The 13649-nt window shown below is 64.6% G+C and carries 18 protein-coding genes; 7 read left to right on the forward strand and 11 right to left on the reverse strand.

Annotated elements, in window-relative coordinates:
• Positions 1 to 18 precede the first annotated feature (18 nt).
• From HBF32_RS04230 to HBF32_RS04255, 6 genes are all read right to left on the reverse strand, one after another.
• Positions 19 to 1167, reverse strand: a complete 1149-nt coding sequence (locus HBF32_RS04230; protein WP_166698370.1) for an efflux RND transporter periplasmic adaptor subunit — start codon at positions 1165 to 1167, stop codon at positions 19 to 21.
• Positions 1164 to 2171, reverse strand: a complete 1008-nt coding sequence (locus tag HBF32_RS04235) for a magnesium and cobalt transport protein CorA (RefSeq protein ID WP_166698371.1) — start codon at positions 2169 to 2171, stop codon at positions 1164 to 1166. The genes HBF32_RS04230 and HBF32_RS04235 overlap by 4 nt, the downstream gene beginning before the upstream one ends.
• An 18-nt stretch (positions 2172 to 2189) precedes the next feature.
• Positions 2190 to 2600 (reverse strand): c-type cytochrome, encoded by a 411-nt coding sequence (locus HBF32_RS04240; protein WP_166698372.1) that lies wholly within the window; start codon positions 2598 to 2600, stop codon positions 2190 to 2192.
• A gap of 11 nt (positions 2601 to 2611) precedes the next feature.
• Positions 2612 to 3175, reverse strand: coding sequence for a ferritin-like domain-containing protein (locus HBF32_RS04245; RefSeq protein ID WP_166698373.1), 564 nt, complete (start codon positions 3173 to 3175; stop codon positions 2612 to 2614).
• A gap of 78 nt (positions 3176 to 3253) precedes the next feature.
• Complete coding sequence (locus HBF32_RS04250) at positions 3254 to 3817, reverse strand: hypothetical protein (RefSeq protein WP_166698374.1); 564 nt, start codon at positions 3815 to 3817, stop codon at positions 3254 to 3256.
• 85 nt (positions 3818 to 3902) lie between these two features.
• Positions 3903 to 4805, reverse strand: coding sequence for a helix-turn-helix domain-containing protein (locus tag HBF32_RS04255; RefSeq protein WP_166698375.1), 903 nt, complete (start codon positions 4803 to 4805; stop codon positions 3903 to 3905).
• Between the two features lie 158 nt (positions 4806 to 4963).
• Here HBF32_RS04255 and HBF32_RS04260 point away from each other — a divergent pair, with 158 nt between their 5' ends.
• The gene (locus HBF32_RS04260) at positions 4964 to 5881 is read left to right on the forward strand and encodes an NADP-dependent oxidoreductase (RefSeq protein ID WP_166698376.1); all 918 of its coding nucleotides are present in this window, start codon (positions 4964 to 4966) and stop codon (positions 5879 to 5881) included.
• Between the two features lie 39 nt (positions 5882 to 5920).
• Here the strand turns inward: HBF32_RS04260 and HBF32_RS04265 are convergent, their stop codons facing one another.
• A complete protein-coding gene (locus HBF32_RS04265; RefSeq protein WP_166698377.1) occupies positions 5921 to 6943 on the reverse strand; it encodes a DUF1993 domain-containing protein in 1023 nt (340 codons plus the stop codon).
• 300 nt (positions 6944 to 7243) lie between these two features.
• Between HBF32_RS04265 and HBF32_RS04270 the strand changes: the two genes are divergently transcribed.
• The 4 genes from HBF32_RS04270 (at position 7244) to HBF32_RS04285 (ending at position 9942) form a co-directional block, all read left to right on the forward strand.
• Positions 7244 to 7630, forward strand: a complete 387-nt coding sequence (locus HBF32_RS04270; protein WP_166698378.1) for a response regulator — start codon at positions 7244 to 7246, stop codon at positions 7628 to 7630.
• A 198-nt stretch (positions 7631 to 7828) separates the two neighbouring features.
• A complete protein-coding gene (locus HBF32_RS04275; protein WP_166698379.1) occupies positions 7829 to 8476 on the forward strand; it encodes an ATP-binding protein in 648 nt (215 codons plus the stop codon).
• 70 nt (positions 8477 to 8546) lie between these two features.
• Positions 8547 to 9176: a response regulator transcription factor gene (locus HBF32_RS04280; protein WP_166698380.1), complete on the forward strand. Its 630-nt coding sequence runs from the start codon at positions 8547 to 8549 to the stop codon at positions 9174 to 9176.
• Between the two features lie 37 nt (positions 9177 to 9213).
• Complete coding sequence (locus tag HBF32_RS04285) at positions 9214 to 9942, forward strand: sensor histidine kinase (protein ID WP_166698381.1); 729 nt, start codon at positions 9214 to 9216, stop codon at positions 9940 to 9942.
• On the opposite strand, the gene HBF32_RS04290 is transcribed toward HBF32_RS04285, so the two are convergent.
• A complete protein-coding gene (locus tag HBF32_RS04290) occupies positions 9939 to 10511 on the reverse strand; it encodes a cytochrome P460 family protein (protein ID WP_166698382.1) in 573 nt (190 codons plus the stop codon). The genes HBF32_RS04285 and HBF32_RS04290 overlap by 4 nt on opposite strands.
• 217 nt (positions 10512 to 10728) lie before the next feature.
• On the opposite strand from HBF32_RS04290, the gene HBF32_RS04295 reads away from it, so the two are divergent.
• Entirely contained in the window at positions 10729 to 11376 is a 648-nt protein-coding gene (locus tag HBF32_RS04295; RefSeq protein WP_166698383.1) for a VOC family protein, read from the forward strand.
• Positions 11377 to 11396: 20 nt separating this feature from the next.
• Here HBF32_RS04295 and HBF32_RS04300 read toward each other — a convergent pair whose 3' ends face one another.
• The 3 genes from HBF32_RS04300 to HBF32_RS04310 all read right to left on the reverse strand — a co-directional run bounded on the left by HBF32_RS04300 (position 11397) and on the right by HBF32_RS04310 (position 12851).
• Entirely contained in the window at positions 11397 to 12092 is a 696-nt protein-coding gene (locus HBF32_RS04300; protein ID WP_166698384.1) for a uracil-DNA glycosylase, read from the reverse strand.
• Positions 12093 to 12107: 15 nt separating this feature from the next.
• Entirely contained in the window at positions 12108 to 12464 is a 357-nt protein-coding gene (locus HBF32_RS04305) for an MBL fold metallo-hydrolase (RefSeq protein ID WP_205287695.1), read from the reverse strand.
• Between the two features lie 117 nt (positions 12465 to 12581).
• The gene (locus HBF32_RS04310; RefSeq protein WP_205287696.1) at positions 12582 to 12851 is read right to left on the reverse strand and encodes a hypothetical protein; all 270 of its coding nucleotides are present in this window, start codon (positions 12849 to 12851) and stop codon (positions 12582 to 12584) included.
• On the opposite strand from HBF32_RS04310, the gene HBF32_RS04315 reads away from it, so the two are divergent.
• Positions 12838 to 13632, forward strand: a complete 795-nt coding sequence (locus HBF32_RS04315) for a LysR substrate-binding domain-containing protein (protein WP_205287697.1) — start codon at positions 12838 to 12840, stop codon at positions 13630 to 13632. The two genes, HBF32_RS04310 and HBF32_RS04315, sit on opposite strands and share 14 nt — an antisense overlap.
• Positions 13633 to 13649 lie beyond the last annotated feature (17 nt).

Genomic DNA, 13649 nt, shown 5'->3' on the forward strand with positions numbered 1-13649 from the left:
TCTCGTTATGAGGGTGATTTACCGGGTAGCGACGGGGTCGTTCTCGCCCGCCATCGGCACCACCTTCACCTGGACCTGCTCGCCGGGATGCACGCGCTGAATGCCATCGACGATGATCCGTTCGCCCGGTTTCAGGCCGGAGCTGATCACGCGAAGCCCGTCGACGAGGCTGCCGAGGAAGACTTCCCTGTATTGCGCGGTCTTGTTTCCGTCGACCACGAGCACGTACTTCTTCGCCTGGTCGGTCGAGATCGCCCGGTCGTCCACGAGCACCGCGGGATGCGGCGGTGCCGCGCCCACCGAGACGCGCGCGAAGAGCCCCGGCACGAGGGCGCCGTCCGTGTTCTCGAACGAGGCGCGGACCCTGATCGTGCCCGTGGTGTTTTCCAGCTGGTTGTCGACCGAAGCGATCTTTCCCAGCCGGGTGACGCCGGTCTCGTTGGCCAGGCCGAGGCGCACCTCCACCTCGCGCTGGCCCGCGGTGTCCAGGAACTGGAGATAAGTCCGTTCGTCGACGTCGAAGTCGGCGTAGATCGGCGAGATCGAGACCAGCGTCGTCAGCGAGGGCGAACTGTAGCCGGCCGCCACGATGTTCCCCACCGTGCGTTCCGCGCGGGACACCTTGCCGTCCACGGGAGCGTCGATCGTCGTGTAACCGAGGTCGACCTTCGCCTGTTCCAGTGCCGCCTCGGCGGCCTTCACATCGGCCGTAGCGGACAGGGACGCATTGAAGCGATCGTCGAAATCGCGCCGGGAAATCGCGTTGCCGGCGAGCAGTTTCTGCGCGCGCACATAGTCGGCGCTCGCGAACGTAGCCCGCGCGCGCGCGGCGGCGAGCTGCGCCGCGGCGCGGTCCGCGGCCGCCTGGTACGGACGGGGGTCGATGAGGAAGAGAGGATCGCCCTTCTTCACCCGCTGCCCGTCCCGGAAGTAGACCTTGGTGATCTTCCCGGGAACCTGGGCCCGGATGTCGACGCGGTCCACGGCCTGCAAGCGCCCCGAGTAGACCTGCCGCTCGGCTACCTGCCTGTTGACGACCTCGGCGACGTCCACGGAGGGGACCTGCGCGGCGGCGGGTGCGCCCGCGTGGCTGCACGCGCCGAGAAGAAGAACGAAGGCTGCGCCGCTCGCGGCCATCGGTATGCGATGACGATGGGCATGGATCATGGGATGTTTCCTAAGGGTCGGGTGTTGCGCCGTTGCAACGGCTGAAGCCAGCCGAGGCGCCGAAAACGCCAGTAGAGGAGTGCACAGATCGACCACATCAGGCCCAGCGCGGCGAAGTAGCCCCAACGGGTGTGCGTCTCGGGCATGTTGATGAAGTTCATCCCGTAGATGCCCGCGATCGCGGTCGGGACGCCGAGGATCCCGGCCCACGCCGCGAGCTGCCGGGTTATCGCCGACTGTCGCTGCTGTTCGAGCAGGCTGCTGGCTTCCAGGGAGGTACGGATGACGTCGATGAGGCCCGTCGTCATCGCCTCGATGCGCAACAGCTTGTCGAGCACGTCGCGAAAGTACGGCCTCGCGTCGCTCGACACGCAGGGGATGCTGAGCGTCGCCAGCTTGTTGCAGACCTCGATCATGCGCGTGATCGTGTGCTGGAAATGGATGGCCTCGCGCCTGAGATGGAAGATGCGCGCGATCTCGTCCCTGCCGAGCGACGCATCCAGCAGGCGCTTTTCGATGAGAAGCACTTCGTCGGTGATCATCTGCACGACCGGGAAATACCTGTCCACGATCAGGTCGAGCACGCCGTGGACCACGTATTCCGGTCCATCGACGTCGCGCCGGGCGATGCTGTGCACGCTCTGCCTCAGGCTGTGGCCGAAGAACGTCTCCGTTCTGCAGATCGTGATCGCGCGCCCGGAGATCAGGAAGATGCCGACGTCCGTGTACTGGATGGCCTCCGGGCCGAGTTCGGCCACCTTCGCGAGGATGAAGACGTGATCCGCGTACAGGTCGACCTTGGCGACCTGCGCGTTCCCCATCGAATCCTCGAGGGCCAGATCGTGGAGCCCGAAGACCTGGCGAAGCGCTTCGATCTCCTCTCCGCGGGCGTCGATCACGTCGATCCACGCGAACGCGTCGTCCTTGAATCGGATCGTCGTGCCGTCCCAGGGCATCCAGGAAAGAGCGTCGTTGCCATCGAAAACCGCGGTCACGATACTCATGTCATCCACCACCGGCGTTCATGGAGGGCTTGCGTGCGTGGTCCCGCGGTCGTCCGGGCCGGAAACCGATTCGAGGAAGGCGATGATCAGGCGTCTCTGCTCCGCATCGTCCATCTCCAGGTACATCTTGCTGCCCGGTGCCATCTTCTGCGTACCGCTCAGCCATTGGTCGAGTCTGGCCGGCGTCCAGGCGCCGCCGAGCATCTTCAGCGCGGACGAGTAGTCGTACCCCGGAACGCTCGCGACCTTCCTTCCGACCACGTTCCTGTGCCGCGGGCCGATCCTGTCCTCGTCGACCGAATGGCAGGCACTGCACTGGTTCTGGTAAAGCACCTTCCCGGCGGCCGCATCGTCGGCCGCCGCAACCCGGTGGCTGATCGTCGTCGACATCAGCACGCCGCACAGCAGGAAACAGGCCTTGGGGTTCATCCTTCGACCCATCATGCGAACACGTAGGGAGCCGAGGGAATCGGCGTTCCGGCGGCGTTGTTCAGCGTCGTCCAGTGGATCGCCTCGTCCGCCGAGATCGCCGCGAACAGCTTGGCCAGCTTGGGATCCTTGAGGGACGTCACCTGGCCGATGTAAGCACTGGCGGCGCCGCGCTCGAGCGTCGTCGCCAGGGCGACCACGTCGCTTTCCGACTTCAACGAGGCAAGCTTGAGTTCGGCCACGTACTGGGCATCGGTCCTCGGCTCGACGGCCTTTCCACCGGCTTGCATGACCAGTTTCGCCAAGGAATCCCGGTGCGCTTCATGGTGACCCATGAAGATCAGCGCGAGCTTGAGGGTGCCTGGCGAGAGCAGTCCGCTCTTGCCGGCAAGCCGGTAGGCAGCGATGCCCTCGTGCTCAAGCGCGAGGGCCGTCTGGATGACGCCGACGTCGCTCGAAGGCGAAGCCGTGGCGGCGAGCGCACGATGGGACAGAAGCGTGCCCGCGCCGACGCTGAGCGTCGCGACGCCCGCGCGCGCAAGGAAAGTCCGCCTGCTGGCGATCGAATCGTTCATTTGTCTTACTCCTGGTGGTCGAGGTGAAGTGGAACCCACCAGGACACGAGGCGACAGCCTCAATCGAGTAAGACTGCATCAGGGAATGAAGAGCACCGCTCCGAGCCTCACAAGCCGGTGCTGCATGCGTCGTTCGACACCGAGGTTCGCCGCGAACACATCGACTCTGTTGCCGTCGCGAAGCCTCCATGTCGCGACCTTCGACGAGGCGTAGAAACTCGCCGACCATCTCCGTTCGACGACGAGGGCCAGGAGATCGGCGACCTCCGCCGATTCGTCGGCGCCGAAGACGAATCCGGGCGCCTGACGCAACGAACGCCAGTCTCCCCTGCCCCGTCGATACGACGCGGTCGGATCCGATTCGCAGCCTCCGTCCCACTGCCATCCGTCGAATCGCAGCAGTCCGCCACGGAAAGGACCGGCGTCATCCAGCAAGACGGTGAAGAGTTCGCGCAAGCCGACGAAGGTGGGTCGCGGCGCGAATTGGAAGAAGCACGTTCCCGGCGTACCGGGCACCGGCCCCTCGGCGAGTCCGCGTGTGGCGAGCCACGCCGACGATTCGGCGGCCGTGAGGAAACGGGGCGACGTGCTCGCTGGAACGGTCTTCCTGTCCGCTTGGCTGTGGGATGCCGGGGATGACATGCTGATTCCTTACGCGGCGCGAAGACCTGCCCATTGGCACATGCGCGGCCTTCGTCGGAAAACACCCTAAAGGGTCGAGAGATTCCTAGGTGCCGAACGATTCGCGACGCCAAGCGCCGGGCGGGCACCCCATGAACCGAATGAATAGCCGGCTAAATTGACTCGAATCGGAGAAACCCACGCGGGACGCGATTTCCGTCAGGGGCAGCGAACGATTGCCCATGAGTTCGAGGGCACGCTCGAGGCGACGCGCCGTGAGCCAGTCGCGAGGCGAGACGCCGAAAGAGCGCTTGAATGCGCGAACGAACTCGGCATAGACCAAACCACGGGTATCCGCGAGTTCGCGGATCGATACGCCTTTTTCCATATGGTCGCGCATGACCGACGCCGCATCGCGCCACTGTTCGGCCGCCATGGCATGCGATGCGACAGGAAGGTTCGCCTCCTCCACCGCACCAAGCTGAACCAGCCTCGCGCACGTCGCCAGGAGAACGTGCCGCACGTAGCGTTCGCGATCGCGGGTCAGGCGGTCGACGAGCGATTCCTTCAAGCATTCCATGATCGAATGGAGTATCGGATCGTCCATCCGCCTGCCGCTTCGGAATGTGTGTCTTTCGAGGGATAAAGCGCCGACATCGAAGAGGACCTGGCGCGGGATGTAGAGCGCGAGGGCGCGTAACGGCGAGGACCAGGAAAGCGAGAATGGCTCCCTGAGGTCGAGCAGGCAGCTCTCGTTCTGCCCGGTGCGGTCTACCTGCCATACGTCGTTCCCCTCCTCGCACCGGAGGTTTTCCAACCGGTCCGTGAAGTGAATGAGAAGGAAGGCATCGTCGGGGCGCATGGAGACACTTTCGCCTCCCCGACGCGGGGACACCTCCAACTCCGCCAAAGTGATCGCGAGACCTGGCGAGGCGCATACTACGGTGGCCGACAGATCCTTCAGGCCAAAAGATCGCGCCATCCGCTGGCTTGGCAGTTCCTTCGGCATCGGACACCCTCGTTGAGCTCATGGAGACGGTGGTCAGTGTCGGCTCCGTTCCCCTCCTCGCGAAGACCCGTTCGGGAGGCGATGGGCGCACTCAAACGAGGGTTGTCCGGTGTCGATCGCCTTTCTACCGTGATCCTTCTCATCGAGGAGACAGCAACATGAAAGCGATAGTGGTTACCGACAAAGCAGCCGGCAAGCCTGGGATGACGTTGACGACACGACCTGACCCACAAGCGGCGATCAACGATGTCATCGTGCAGGTCGTCGCGTCGGGGTTCGTCCCCACCGAACTCGAATGGCCTTCGACCTGGACCGATCGTCTCGACCAGAACCGGGCACCGTCGATTCTCGGACACGAACTGGCCGGCGTGGTCACCTCCTTGGGCTATGGCTCCACCGGTCTGTCGATCGGACAGCGGGTATTCGGCCTCTCCGACTGGTATCGCGACGGTTCGCTCGCGGAATACATCGCCATCGAGGCGCGCAACCTCGCACCGTTGCCGGGCGATGTCGACTTCACGGTGGGGGCTAGTCTTCCCATCTCCGGTCTCACCGCATGGCAGGGCCTGTTCCAGCACGGGCACCTCCAGTCGGGCCAACGCGTGCTCGCCCACGGCGCCGCCGGTGCCGTCGGCACCATGGTCACGCAACTTGCGCGCGAAGCCGGCGCGTACGTCGTCGCTACCGGCCGCGCCGCCGATCGCCAGAAAGCGCTCGATTATGGCGCGCACGAGTTCCTGGACCTCGAGAACGACACCCTCGAGGATGCCGGTGCCGTCGACCTGGTCTTCGACGTCATCGGGGGAGATATCCAGAAGCGTTCCGCGCGCATGATCCGGGCCGGCGGGACCCTGGTGACCGTCGTCGGCCCGCCCGAGGCCCGCCCCGCCGACGGCCGCGCGATCGATTTCGTCGTCGAATCCGATCGTGCCCAGCTGACCGAGATCGTCCAGCGCGTCCGGGACGGACGGCTGCGGACGAACATCGGCCACATCGCAAGCCTCGACGATGCCGTCGCCGCGTTCAATCCGACCACGCGGATCAGCGGCAAGACGGTCGTACGCATTCGCCCGTAAGACACGAAGGGCCCTGGCAAGCCAGGGCCCTTCCGCCGATCAGTCGAAACGACCGAAGCCGCATTCGATCAAGCGGAAATTCACTCGCCGCTCGGCCTCTTCGTCCTTGCCGAAGAGAATGAAGCGATCGCCTTCGTCGATCTGCAACGCCGCCGCTCCCGAGCGGAGGTAGAACCGCGCCGACCACCTCCGCTCCAGGATCATGGTCATGAGTTCCTTGGCCGCCCCGGCATCTTCCGGCCCGAACAGAAACCCAGGAACCTCGAGCAGCGGCCTGTCCTCGTCATAGCGGTCGCGATAGGACTGCGTGGGATCGCCTTCGTATTCGTCGTCCCAGATCCAGTCGACGACCCGGAGCAGCCCTCCGTCGAAACCCCCCAGGTCCTCCATCAGGCCATCGACAAGATCTCGCGGGTTCAGGACAACCCCCTTCGTGGTGAACGGAAACCGGTACGCGCCCGCCGTCCCGTGCCGCTCCAGCCATGTCGCCGTCTCCCCCGCCGTAAGGAAGCGCATGGTCGTCCACGGGCTGGGCTCCAGCGACATGTCGCCGCACTGGAACTTTCCGAAGTAGTCCTCCTTGCCGATGGGGAAACCCCGGTGGCGAAGGATGGCGTGCACCATGGCGATGTGGAAATAGAAATTGGGCATCAACACCGTGCGCAGGAAATCGACGCCCGGCATGGAATAGTCGGCACGACGGTACGACTGGTCGATGGCGCGGTCCTCGCTCCCGTTGAAATGCGCGGGCCGGAAGCTCCTCAGGTAGGCACGCGTCTTCATGATCCGGTGGCGGAAATCCGCGGGCGTCTTCTTGCTGTCCGGAAAGGATGGCGCCTCCCGCCCGGTCAGTCGCGCCGGCCCCCCTTTCGCATTGTCGCAGGCGATCTGGATCTGCCGGCCCAGGGTGAACATGTCGGGCGCAAGCCGTGCGCCCAGGATGTCTTCGGCGTCGGCCTTGCCGGCCGCATGCGCCTCCTCGATGCGGTCGATATAGGAAAGCAGCACGCCCAGGCCTCGCCAGAGTACAGGGATCGTGGATTCGAACATGGTCAGTGACATGGTGGTTCCCTTTGGTAATTGCCTGGATTTCCGCATAGCGCCACCCACCTCGAAAGACTCGAACGAGTCGCACCCCGACCCCCCCCTTTGTTGCCTAAAAGACACCAATCCGGGGCGCTTTGCCGGTGGTGAGTCGCTCGCGTACCGAGACTGGGGGGTGCATCCCGCCTCTTCCGGGGGATGTCCCGTTGTCGCTTTCATCCGTTTTTGACTACTTCGATCCACTCCTTTGGGAGTTGTACGCTCGTGCCGCCGGGCCGAACAATGCACAGCCTCACGACGAGCGTTCGGTGAACTAACGTGCGACGCAAAGTAAGGATTCTCATCGCCGATCGGAATCGGATGATGCGCGAGGGTCTACGCGCCATCATCGAGCAGACCGACGATATGGACGTCGTCGGGGAGATGGGCGATGACCGCACCGCCCTTTCTCTGGTCGAGCGATTACGTCCCGACGTCGCTCTCGTGGATCTCGAACTGAAGGAACCGGCCAGCCTTGATTTCATCGATCTGCTCAGCCATGCCTCGCCACGCCCCTGCGTCATCGCCATGGCCACCTACCCCGACGATTCGGTCGCCCATCGCGCGCTGTGCCGCGGTGCTTCGTCAACCTTCCTGAAGACATCCAGCCGCGACGACATCATCGAGGCGATCCGACAGGCCTGCCCTTCGCGGAACCCAGGATGAGATTCACTCTTTCGGGCGTTTGAGCGCCGGGGATCCCACGCCAACCTTCCGGGAACCGCAGTTTCCGAGGCCTCGATTATCCCTTTTCGCAATATCTCCCCGCTCCCGGCAATACTGTCCGGCTGGAGCGGCATAGCACTGGTATCCGTAGCCCTCGTCGTCATCTGGTACGCGTTTCGCTGGCGTCTCAACCAGACCGTGACGCGTACGCGCATACGGGAGGAAGAGCGCGATCGTATCGCACGTGACCTCCACGATACCCTCCTGCAAAGTATCCAGGGTCTCTTGCTGACCTTGCAGGCCATCAGCCGCCAGCCGATGGAAGAGGAGACGCGACAGGCGCTGGTGCGCGCCGTCGCGGTCGCCAGGCGCGCCGTCGCGGACAGCCGCGACAAGGTGGGCACGCTACGTGCCGGCGACGCCCCCCCCGTCTGTCCGATGATCCTCCTCCTCGAAGAACTCGAGGCGGAATCGTCGACCACGGGAAAGGACACCGAAGTCGTCCTGGAGGGGCATGTGCGTGAACTGGCGTGGGAGGTGACCGAGGAGATCGTCGCCATTCTTCGCGAAGCACTGACCAATGCCAGGAAACATGCGCAGGCCAGCCGCATCGCCTTGCGGGTGTCGTTCGAGAAGCGCCATCTTGTCGCCATCGTGCAGGACGACGGCGTCGGCATCGGGAGCCATGTCCTGGACCGCGGCGTACGTGAAGGCCACTTCGGTCTTGTCGGCATGCGGGAGCGTGCACGGCGGATCGGCGCCAGGTTCCAGATCGCCTCGGCTCCCGGCGAGGGAACCACCGTCACCCTGAAAGTCCGGGCCAAATGCGCCTACCTGCGCACCTAGGTGCCCGGCCTCCTATACTATGCGCGTGAGGCAAGAAGCATCGCTTCACGCCCCCGGAAGGACTGAAGCTATGAATCAGAGCAGAATCATCCGGATCATGATCGCCGACGACCATCCCATGATGCGCGAGGGGTTGCGTTCGACGCTCGAGGACGAACGCGACATGAAAGTGGTCGCGGAGGTGGCGAACGGTGCCGAGGCCATCGAGCACTTCGGCCTCTCCGATCCCGACGTGGTGCTGATGGACCTGCAGATGCCGCGCGTCGACGGCACGCAGGCGATCGCCGCCATTCGCGAGCAGGATCCCCAGATTCCCATCGTGGTCCTGACGACGTACCCCGGCGATGCCCGGGTGACCCGGGCGATGGCCGTCGGGGCGACGTCCTATCTGTTGAAGACGGCCTCGAGCGAGGAGATCATCGCCACGATCCGTGCCGCCTTCTGCGGACGGCGGCACGTGGCGCCGGATGTGCTCCAGGACGTCAGCGCTCACCAGGGGATGGAGGGCCTGACGCCGCGCGAACTGAGCGTCCTGCGGCTGGCGTCGCAGGGCATGAGCAACAAGGAAATCGGCGCTTCGTTGCATATCGCCGAAGAAACCGTAAAAACGCGGATGAAGTCGATCCTCTCGAAGCTGAACGCCCACGATCGTACCCATGCTGTCACCATAGCGATCCATCGCGGCTTCCTGGACACCTGAGTCCTGGCGACGCCGCTTCTCCACGGAACCCCCAGCCATGAAGACGGGATATCGCCACTACATCGAGGGAGCGCTCGTCGCGATCGCTGCTTTTTCCGGTTATCGCCTGTATGTCGCGCGACGCGACGACCAGCGACGAATCCGCGCCGAGGAGCGCGAGCGCATCGCCCGCGACCTTCACGACACCCTGCTGCAGAGCGTGCAGGGCCTGCTCCTCACGGTCCAGGCGATAAGCCGGAAACCTCCGTCGGAGAAGGCGCAGGAGGAACTCGCGCGCGCAGCGGAACTGGCCCGGCAGGCCGTCATCGAAAGTCGGGACAAGCTGGGACTGATGCGCAGCGACCAGAGCGGGAGCGGATGCCCGCTTCGGCTCTTCCTCAACGAAATCATCGAGAGCGTCTTCCCGGACGACGAGCGAGTCTCGTTGTCGCTGAACGGCCGCATTCGTCAGCTGCACTGGAACGTCGCCGGCGAAATCGTCGCCATCGTCCGCGAGGCCCTGGTCAACGCACGCAGCCATTCGGCGGCGTCAGCCGTCCGGGTACGGGTCATCTTCAGCTGGCGGCAGCTCATCGTCAGCGTCATGGACGACGGCAAGGGCATCCCCGAAGGCGTGCTCGCCGAAGGCATGCGTCGCGATCATTACGGCTTGCTGGGCATGAGCGAACGCGCGGAGGCGATTCCCGCCACCTTGCGCATCCGCTCGCGTTCCGGCGCGGGTACGGAGGTCCGTCTCAGCGTGCCCGCGCACATCGCCTACCGCTAGTTCTTGAGAACAGGGTATCCCTGGACGTAGATCCAGTCGGTCGATTTCGCCGGCGTATGGCAGGCCTGGCAGTCCGTGCGATAGTCGGTCGACGTGGTCTTCTTGGGGTTGCCGGCATCGAACCACGACCAGGCCCACCCTTCGCCCCACAACTTGTTGTCCGGATGCCTGTTCTTGTCGTCCTTCACCATCACGAACCACCCCTTCAGGGTCTGCTCGTGGCTGACGGTGCCTGTGGTCATGGGTCCCGTGGCGGCTTCGAAGACTTCCTTGACCAGGACCGCGCCGTCGGGAAACTTGCCATTCTTCTTATAGGCAGCGGTCGTTCCAGGCGATGCGTAGACAACGTGCATTTCCTTGGCACCTTCCTTGCCGGATGCCGCGACCGACCACGTTCCGAGATACTCGTAAGTCTCCCGATACTTGTCCGGCACGTGCAGGTTTCCGCTCGCGTCCGACAACGACGCGGACTGCGGCTTGGCCTTGGCGCCGGCAGCGTTCACATCGGCGCAGGCCAGCACAGCGGCCAGCGCCATGCCCAGGATAACGACGGTATTTCGGTGTGACATGGGTGAACCTCCTCCCGAACTGCTCGCAGGAATCGCGGCGTCGACCATGATCGACCAGCCCGGCGGTAACGGATTCACCCTATCGAGTGGATTTCCATGGCATTCGCTTGTACGGATATGCGGTGGGTGGCGTTGCCAGGACCGACAATCATCGGCTCGTGTCCGGCGCTATGCTCGCCTTTTTTCCAGGCACGCCTTTACGGTCGGCGGAGATCCCATGAGCAGCGCAGCCATCGAGATGAAGTTCGAAATCGTCGTCATTCCCGTGGCGGATGTCGATCGCGCGAAACGCTTTTACAGCGACCTTGGCTGGCGGCTCGATGCGGATTTCGCCTCGGACGACGGGTTCTATCGTGTCGTCCAGTTCACCCCGCCCGGCTCGGGATGCTCGGTCATCTTCGGCAGGAACGTCACGGCGGCGACGCCCGGCTCTTCGCAGGGGCTGTATCTCATCGTTTCCGACATCGAGGCCGCCCACAAGGACATGCTCGCTCGCGGTGTCGCGATAAGCGAGGTATTCCACGACGCTGCCGGGGTCTATGCCGGCGCGGACGATCCCTATCTCTTTGGTCGCGCCCGGATCGATGGACGCCATCCCGAACGCAGCAGCTACCGCTCGTTCGCCAGCTTCAGCGATCCCGATGGCAATGGCTGGCTGTTCCAGGAGGTCACCCAGCGGCTGCCCGGCCGTGTCGAGGTCGCCACGTTCGGCTCGCCGAAAGACCTCGCCGCCGCGCTTCGCCGGGCGGGAACCGCCCACGGCGAGCACGAGGAGCGGAACGGTGGCCAGCGCGATGAAAACTGGCCCGAATGGTACGCGGAGTACCTCATCAACGAGCAAACGGGAAAGGAACTCCCCGTATAAGCCGTGCCGCCGGCCGGGGTTCAATCGCCGCCGGCATCGTGCGGAAGCATTCCTCTCGCGAGACCTGCGATGCCGGCGCGAAACGCCGTCGCTCCGCCGTTGGAAGGATGCCGGATCTTCGCCGCTTCGACGCCGATCCCTCGCAGCGCGTCGGCTGCCACGTTTCCCACGGCAACCACGGTGACGCGGGGAAGCGCGGCGATCAACTTCTCCAGCCAGACGGCGCCCAACGCCTTCTCCGGCCCATTGGGCGGCCGGTTCGACAGCGGAACGTCCGCGAAGGGATGCCAGGGGAACGCGCCCCAGAGAAGGGTCTGCCCGGCGATACCCGCGTCGCGCAGCGCCCGCCAGACGATGGTGGACGACGGCTCCCGCCATGGCAGGCGGCGCGACGTGAGCCTCCCGGCCAGCCGCCCGATCCTTGGCACGCCGTCCTCGAGCAGCAGTGCTTCGGACGTGAACGGCGAACCGGTGACCCGCGTGCCCTGGTAGCCGGGCGCCTCGCCCACCAGCAGAAGCTTCGGTGCCGAAAGGGACAGATGGCGTCGCAGGCGTTCGCGCCGGCCTGCGATGGCGTCTGGCGCGATGTCGTCGGCGGAAACCGCGTTCCAGGGATCGAAGACACGGCGCATGCCTGCGGTCGGCGCAGAGAAGAAGTCGTCGAGAAAAGCGTCGATCTTCGCCTGCATGCGTATCGCCATACCGTTGCCTGACATGAAAAGACTCGATGACTAGCTGCTTCCCGCGACTTTGCCCCCGTCCTCGAAATGCCGATAGGCTGCCGGAACGTTGACGGACGTGTGTGCCCAGTCGAACAGGCTGTACTCGCCATAATGGGCCATGGAGACGGTTTCCAACGTCTCCTCCACGGAGCGTCCTTCTTCCACGGCCTTGCTGACCGCGGCGTCCAGTTCGCGAAGATAGCTGAGCGGGAACTCGATATCCGCCGGACGCATCGGCCGCCCATGCCCCGGGATGATCGTCGCGTCCTCGGGCAGGAAGTCCCGCACCCGGGCAAGGGTCTCGATCGTATCCCTGTGCCGCCCCTCCAGCAACCACGGCAAGGCCGGCGACGGTGCCTGGATCATGTTGCCGACCCATAGCACTTTCGCTTCCGGCGCCCAGACGACGAAATGACGTAGTCTCCGATGGAAAGATCGTTTCCAGGACCGGCCCGAGACCGGGCTCCGCCTGGTGTTGCATGCTCAGTGGCCGTGACGGAGAGCGAGTTCGCTCTCCTTGATGTCCGCGACCGGCCCGAGGATCGAACTGTCGAACGACCGCAGTTCGCGTCCAGCCACGAGACGCGATGGCATGTCGGGATTGGCCAGCGCACCACGGCCCAGGGCGACCATGTCGACGCCCGACCCGATCAGCGCTTCGGCGCGATCGATGTCGTGCAGGCTGCCATTGGCGATGATCATGGCCTTCGGCGCGTAGCGCTTCGCGAGCACCGCGAGGGTGTCGCGGCGCATTGCCGCGCTGGAAGACGAACTCGGTGTGCGTCTGCTGCATCGAACGACACGGTCTGTTTCGCTCACGCCGGAAGGCGAAGCCTTCCTTCCCTATGCGAGCGCGATGATCGATGCCGAAGAGGGTGCGAGGCACGAGTTCGGCAGAAACCTGTCGGCCGTGCGGGGGCATCTCAGGCTCACCGCGCCGAGCATCTTCGGGCAGGAAATCGTTCTTCCCCTGGTCAAGGAACTGTTGAAACAGTATCCCGAGATCGGCGTCGAGCTGGATCTCAGCGATCGCGTCGTGGACATCGTCGCGGGCGGTTACGACCTCGCCATCCGGATCGCGGTGCTGAAGGATTCGGACCTTATCGCACGAAGACTTGCCGCCAATCCGCGGATCCTCTGCGCGTCGCCGGCCTATCTGGCCGAACGGGGAACGCCGCGCACGGTGCCGGAACTCCACGGGCACGACTGCATCATGCTCACCCCGATAGGCAAATGGCCGTTCGTCATCGACGGCGAAGTCCACCGTATTTCGCTCTCAGGCCGGTTCACGAGCGCGAGCGTCGAGGCGGTCCGCTCGATCGCACTGGACGGCTCGGGTATCGCCATGCTGACGTGGTGGGATGTACGCGAACACCTGGCGTCGGGCCGCTTGCGCCAGATAACGCTCGAAGACGCATCGACCGAAGAACTCTCCGTATGGGCCCTCACCCCTTCCCGGCGCTACGTCCCGAGCCGGGTGAAGGTCTTCCTCGATGCGCTCGAGCGGGCCTTGACCGATAGCCCGGCCGGATAACGAAGCGGGCATGCGAC

The sequence above is a fragment of the Luteibacter yeojuensis genome (genome assembly GCF_011742875.1).
Classification (GTDB): Bacteria; Pseudomonadota; Gammaproteobacteria; order Xanthomonadales; family Rhodanobacteraceae; genus Luteibacter; species Luteibacter yeojuensis.

What these genes read in the sequence shown, in the direction of transcription:
- HBF32_RS04230 (WP_166698370.1), bottom strand. Translation starts at nt 1,167, where the DNA reads ATGATCCATGCCCATCGTCATCGCATACCGATGGCCGCGAGCGGCGCA.
- HBF32_RS04235 (WP_166698371.1), bottom strand. Translation starts at nt 2,171, where the DNA reads ATGAGTATCGTGACCGCGGTTTTCGATGGCAACGACGCTCTTTCCTGG.
- HBF32_RS04240 (WP_166698372.1), bottom strand. Translation starts at nt 2,600, where the DNA reads ATGAACCCCAAGGCCTGTTTCCTGCTGTGCGGCGTGCTGATGTCGACG.
- HBF32_RS04245 (WP_166698373.1), bottom strand. Translation starts at nt 3,175, where the DNA reads ATGAACGATTCGATCGCCAGCAGGCGGACTTTCCTTGCGCGCGCGGGC.
- HBF32_RS04250 (WP_166698374.1), bottom strand. Translation starts at nt 3,817, where the DNA reads ATGTCATCCCCGGCATCCCACAGCCAAGCGGACAGGAAGACCGTTCCA.
- HBF32_RS04255 (WP_166698375.1), bottom strand. Translation starts at nt 4,805, where the DNA reads ATGCCGAAGGAACTGCCAAGCCAGCGGATGGCGCGATCTTTTGGCCTG.
- HBF32_RS04260 (WP_166698376.1), top strand. Translation starts at nt 4,964, where the DNA reads ATGAAAGCGATAGTGGTTACCGACAAAGCAGCCGGCAAGCCTGGGATG.
- HBF32_RS04265 (WP_166698377.1), bottom strand. Translation starts at nt 6,943, where the DNA reads ATGTCACTGACCATGTTCGAATCCACGATCCCTGTACTCTGGCGAGGC.
- HBF32_RS04280 (WP_166698380.1), top strand. Translation starts at nt 8,547, where the DNA reads ATGAATCAGAGCAGAATCATCCGGATCATGATCGCCGACGACCATCCC.
- HBF32_RS04285 (WP_166698381.1), top strand. Translation starts at nt 9,214, where the DNA reads ATGAAGACGGGATATCGCCACTACATCGAGGGAGCGCTCGTCGCGATC.
- HBF32_RS04290 (WP_166698382.1), bottom strand. Translation starts at nt 10,511, where the DNA reads ATGTCACACCGAAATACCGTCGTTATCCTGGGCATGGCGCTGGCCGCT.
- HBF32_RS04295 (WP_166698383.1), top strand. Translation starts at nt 10,729, where the DNA reads ATGAGCAGCGCAGCCATCGAGATGAAGTTCGAAATCGTCGTCATTCCC.
- HBF32_RS04300 (WP_166698384.1), bottom strand. Translation starts at nt 12,092, where the DNA reads ATGTCAGGCAACGGTATGGCGATACGCATGCAGGCGAAGATCGACGCT.
- HBF32_RS04305 (WP_205287695.1), bottom strand. Translation starts at nt 12,464, where the DNA reads ATGATCCAGGCACCGTCGCCGGCCTTGCCGTGGTTGCTGGAGGGGCGG.
- HBF32_RS04310 (WP_205287696.1), bottom strand. Translation starts at nt 12,851, where the DNA reads ATGCGCCGCGACACCCTCGCGGTGCTCGCGAAGCGCTACGCGCCGAAG.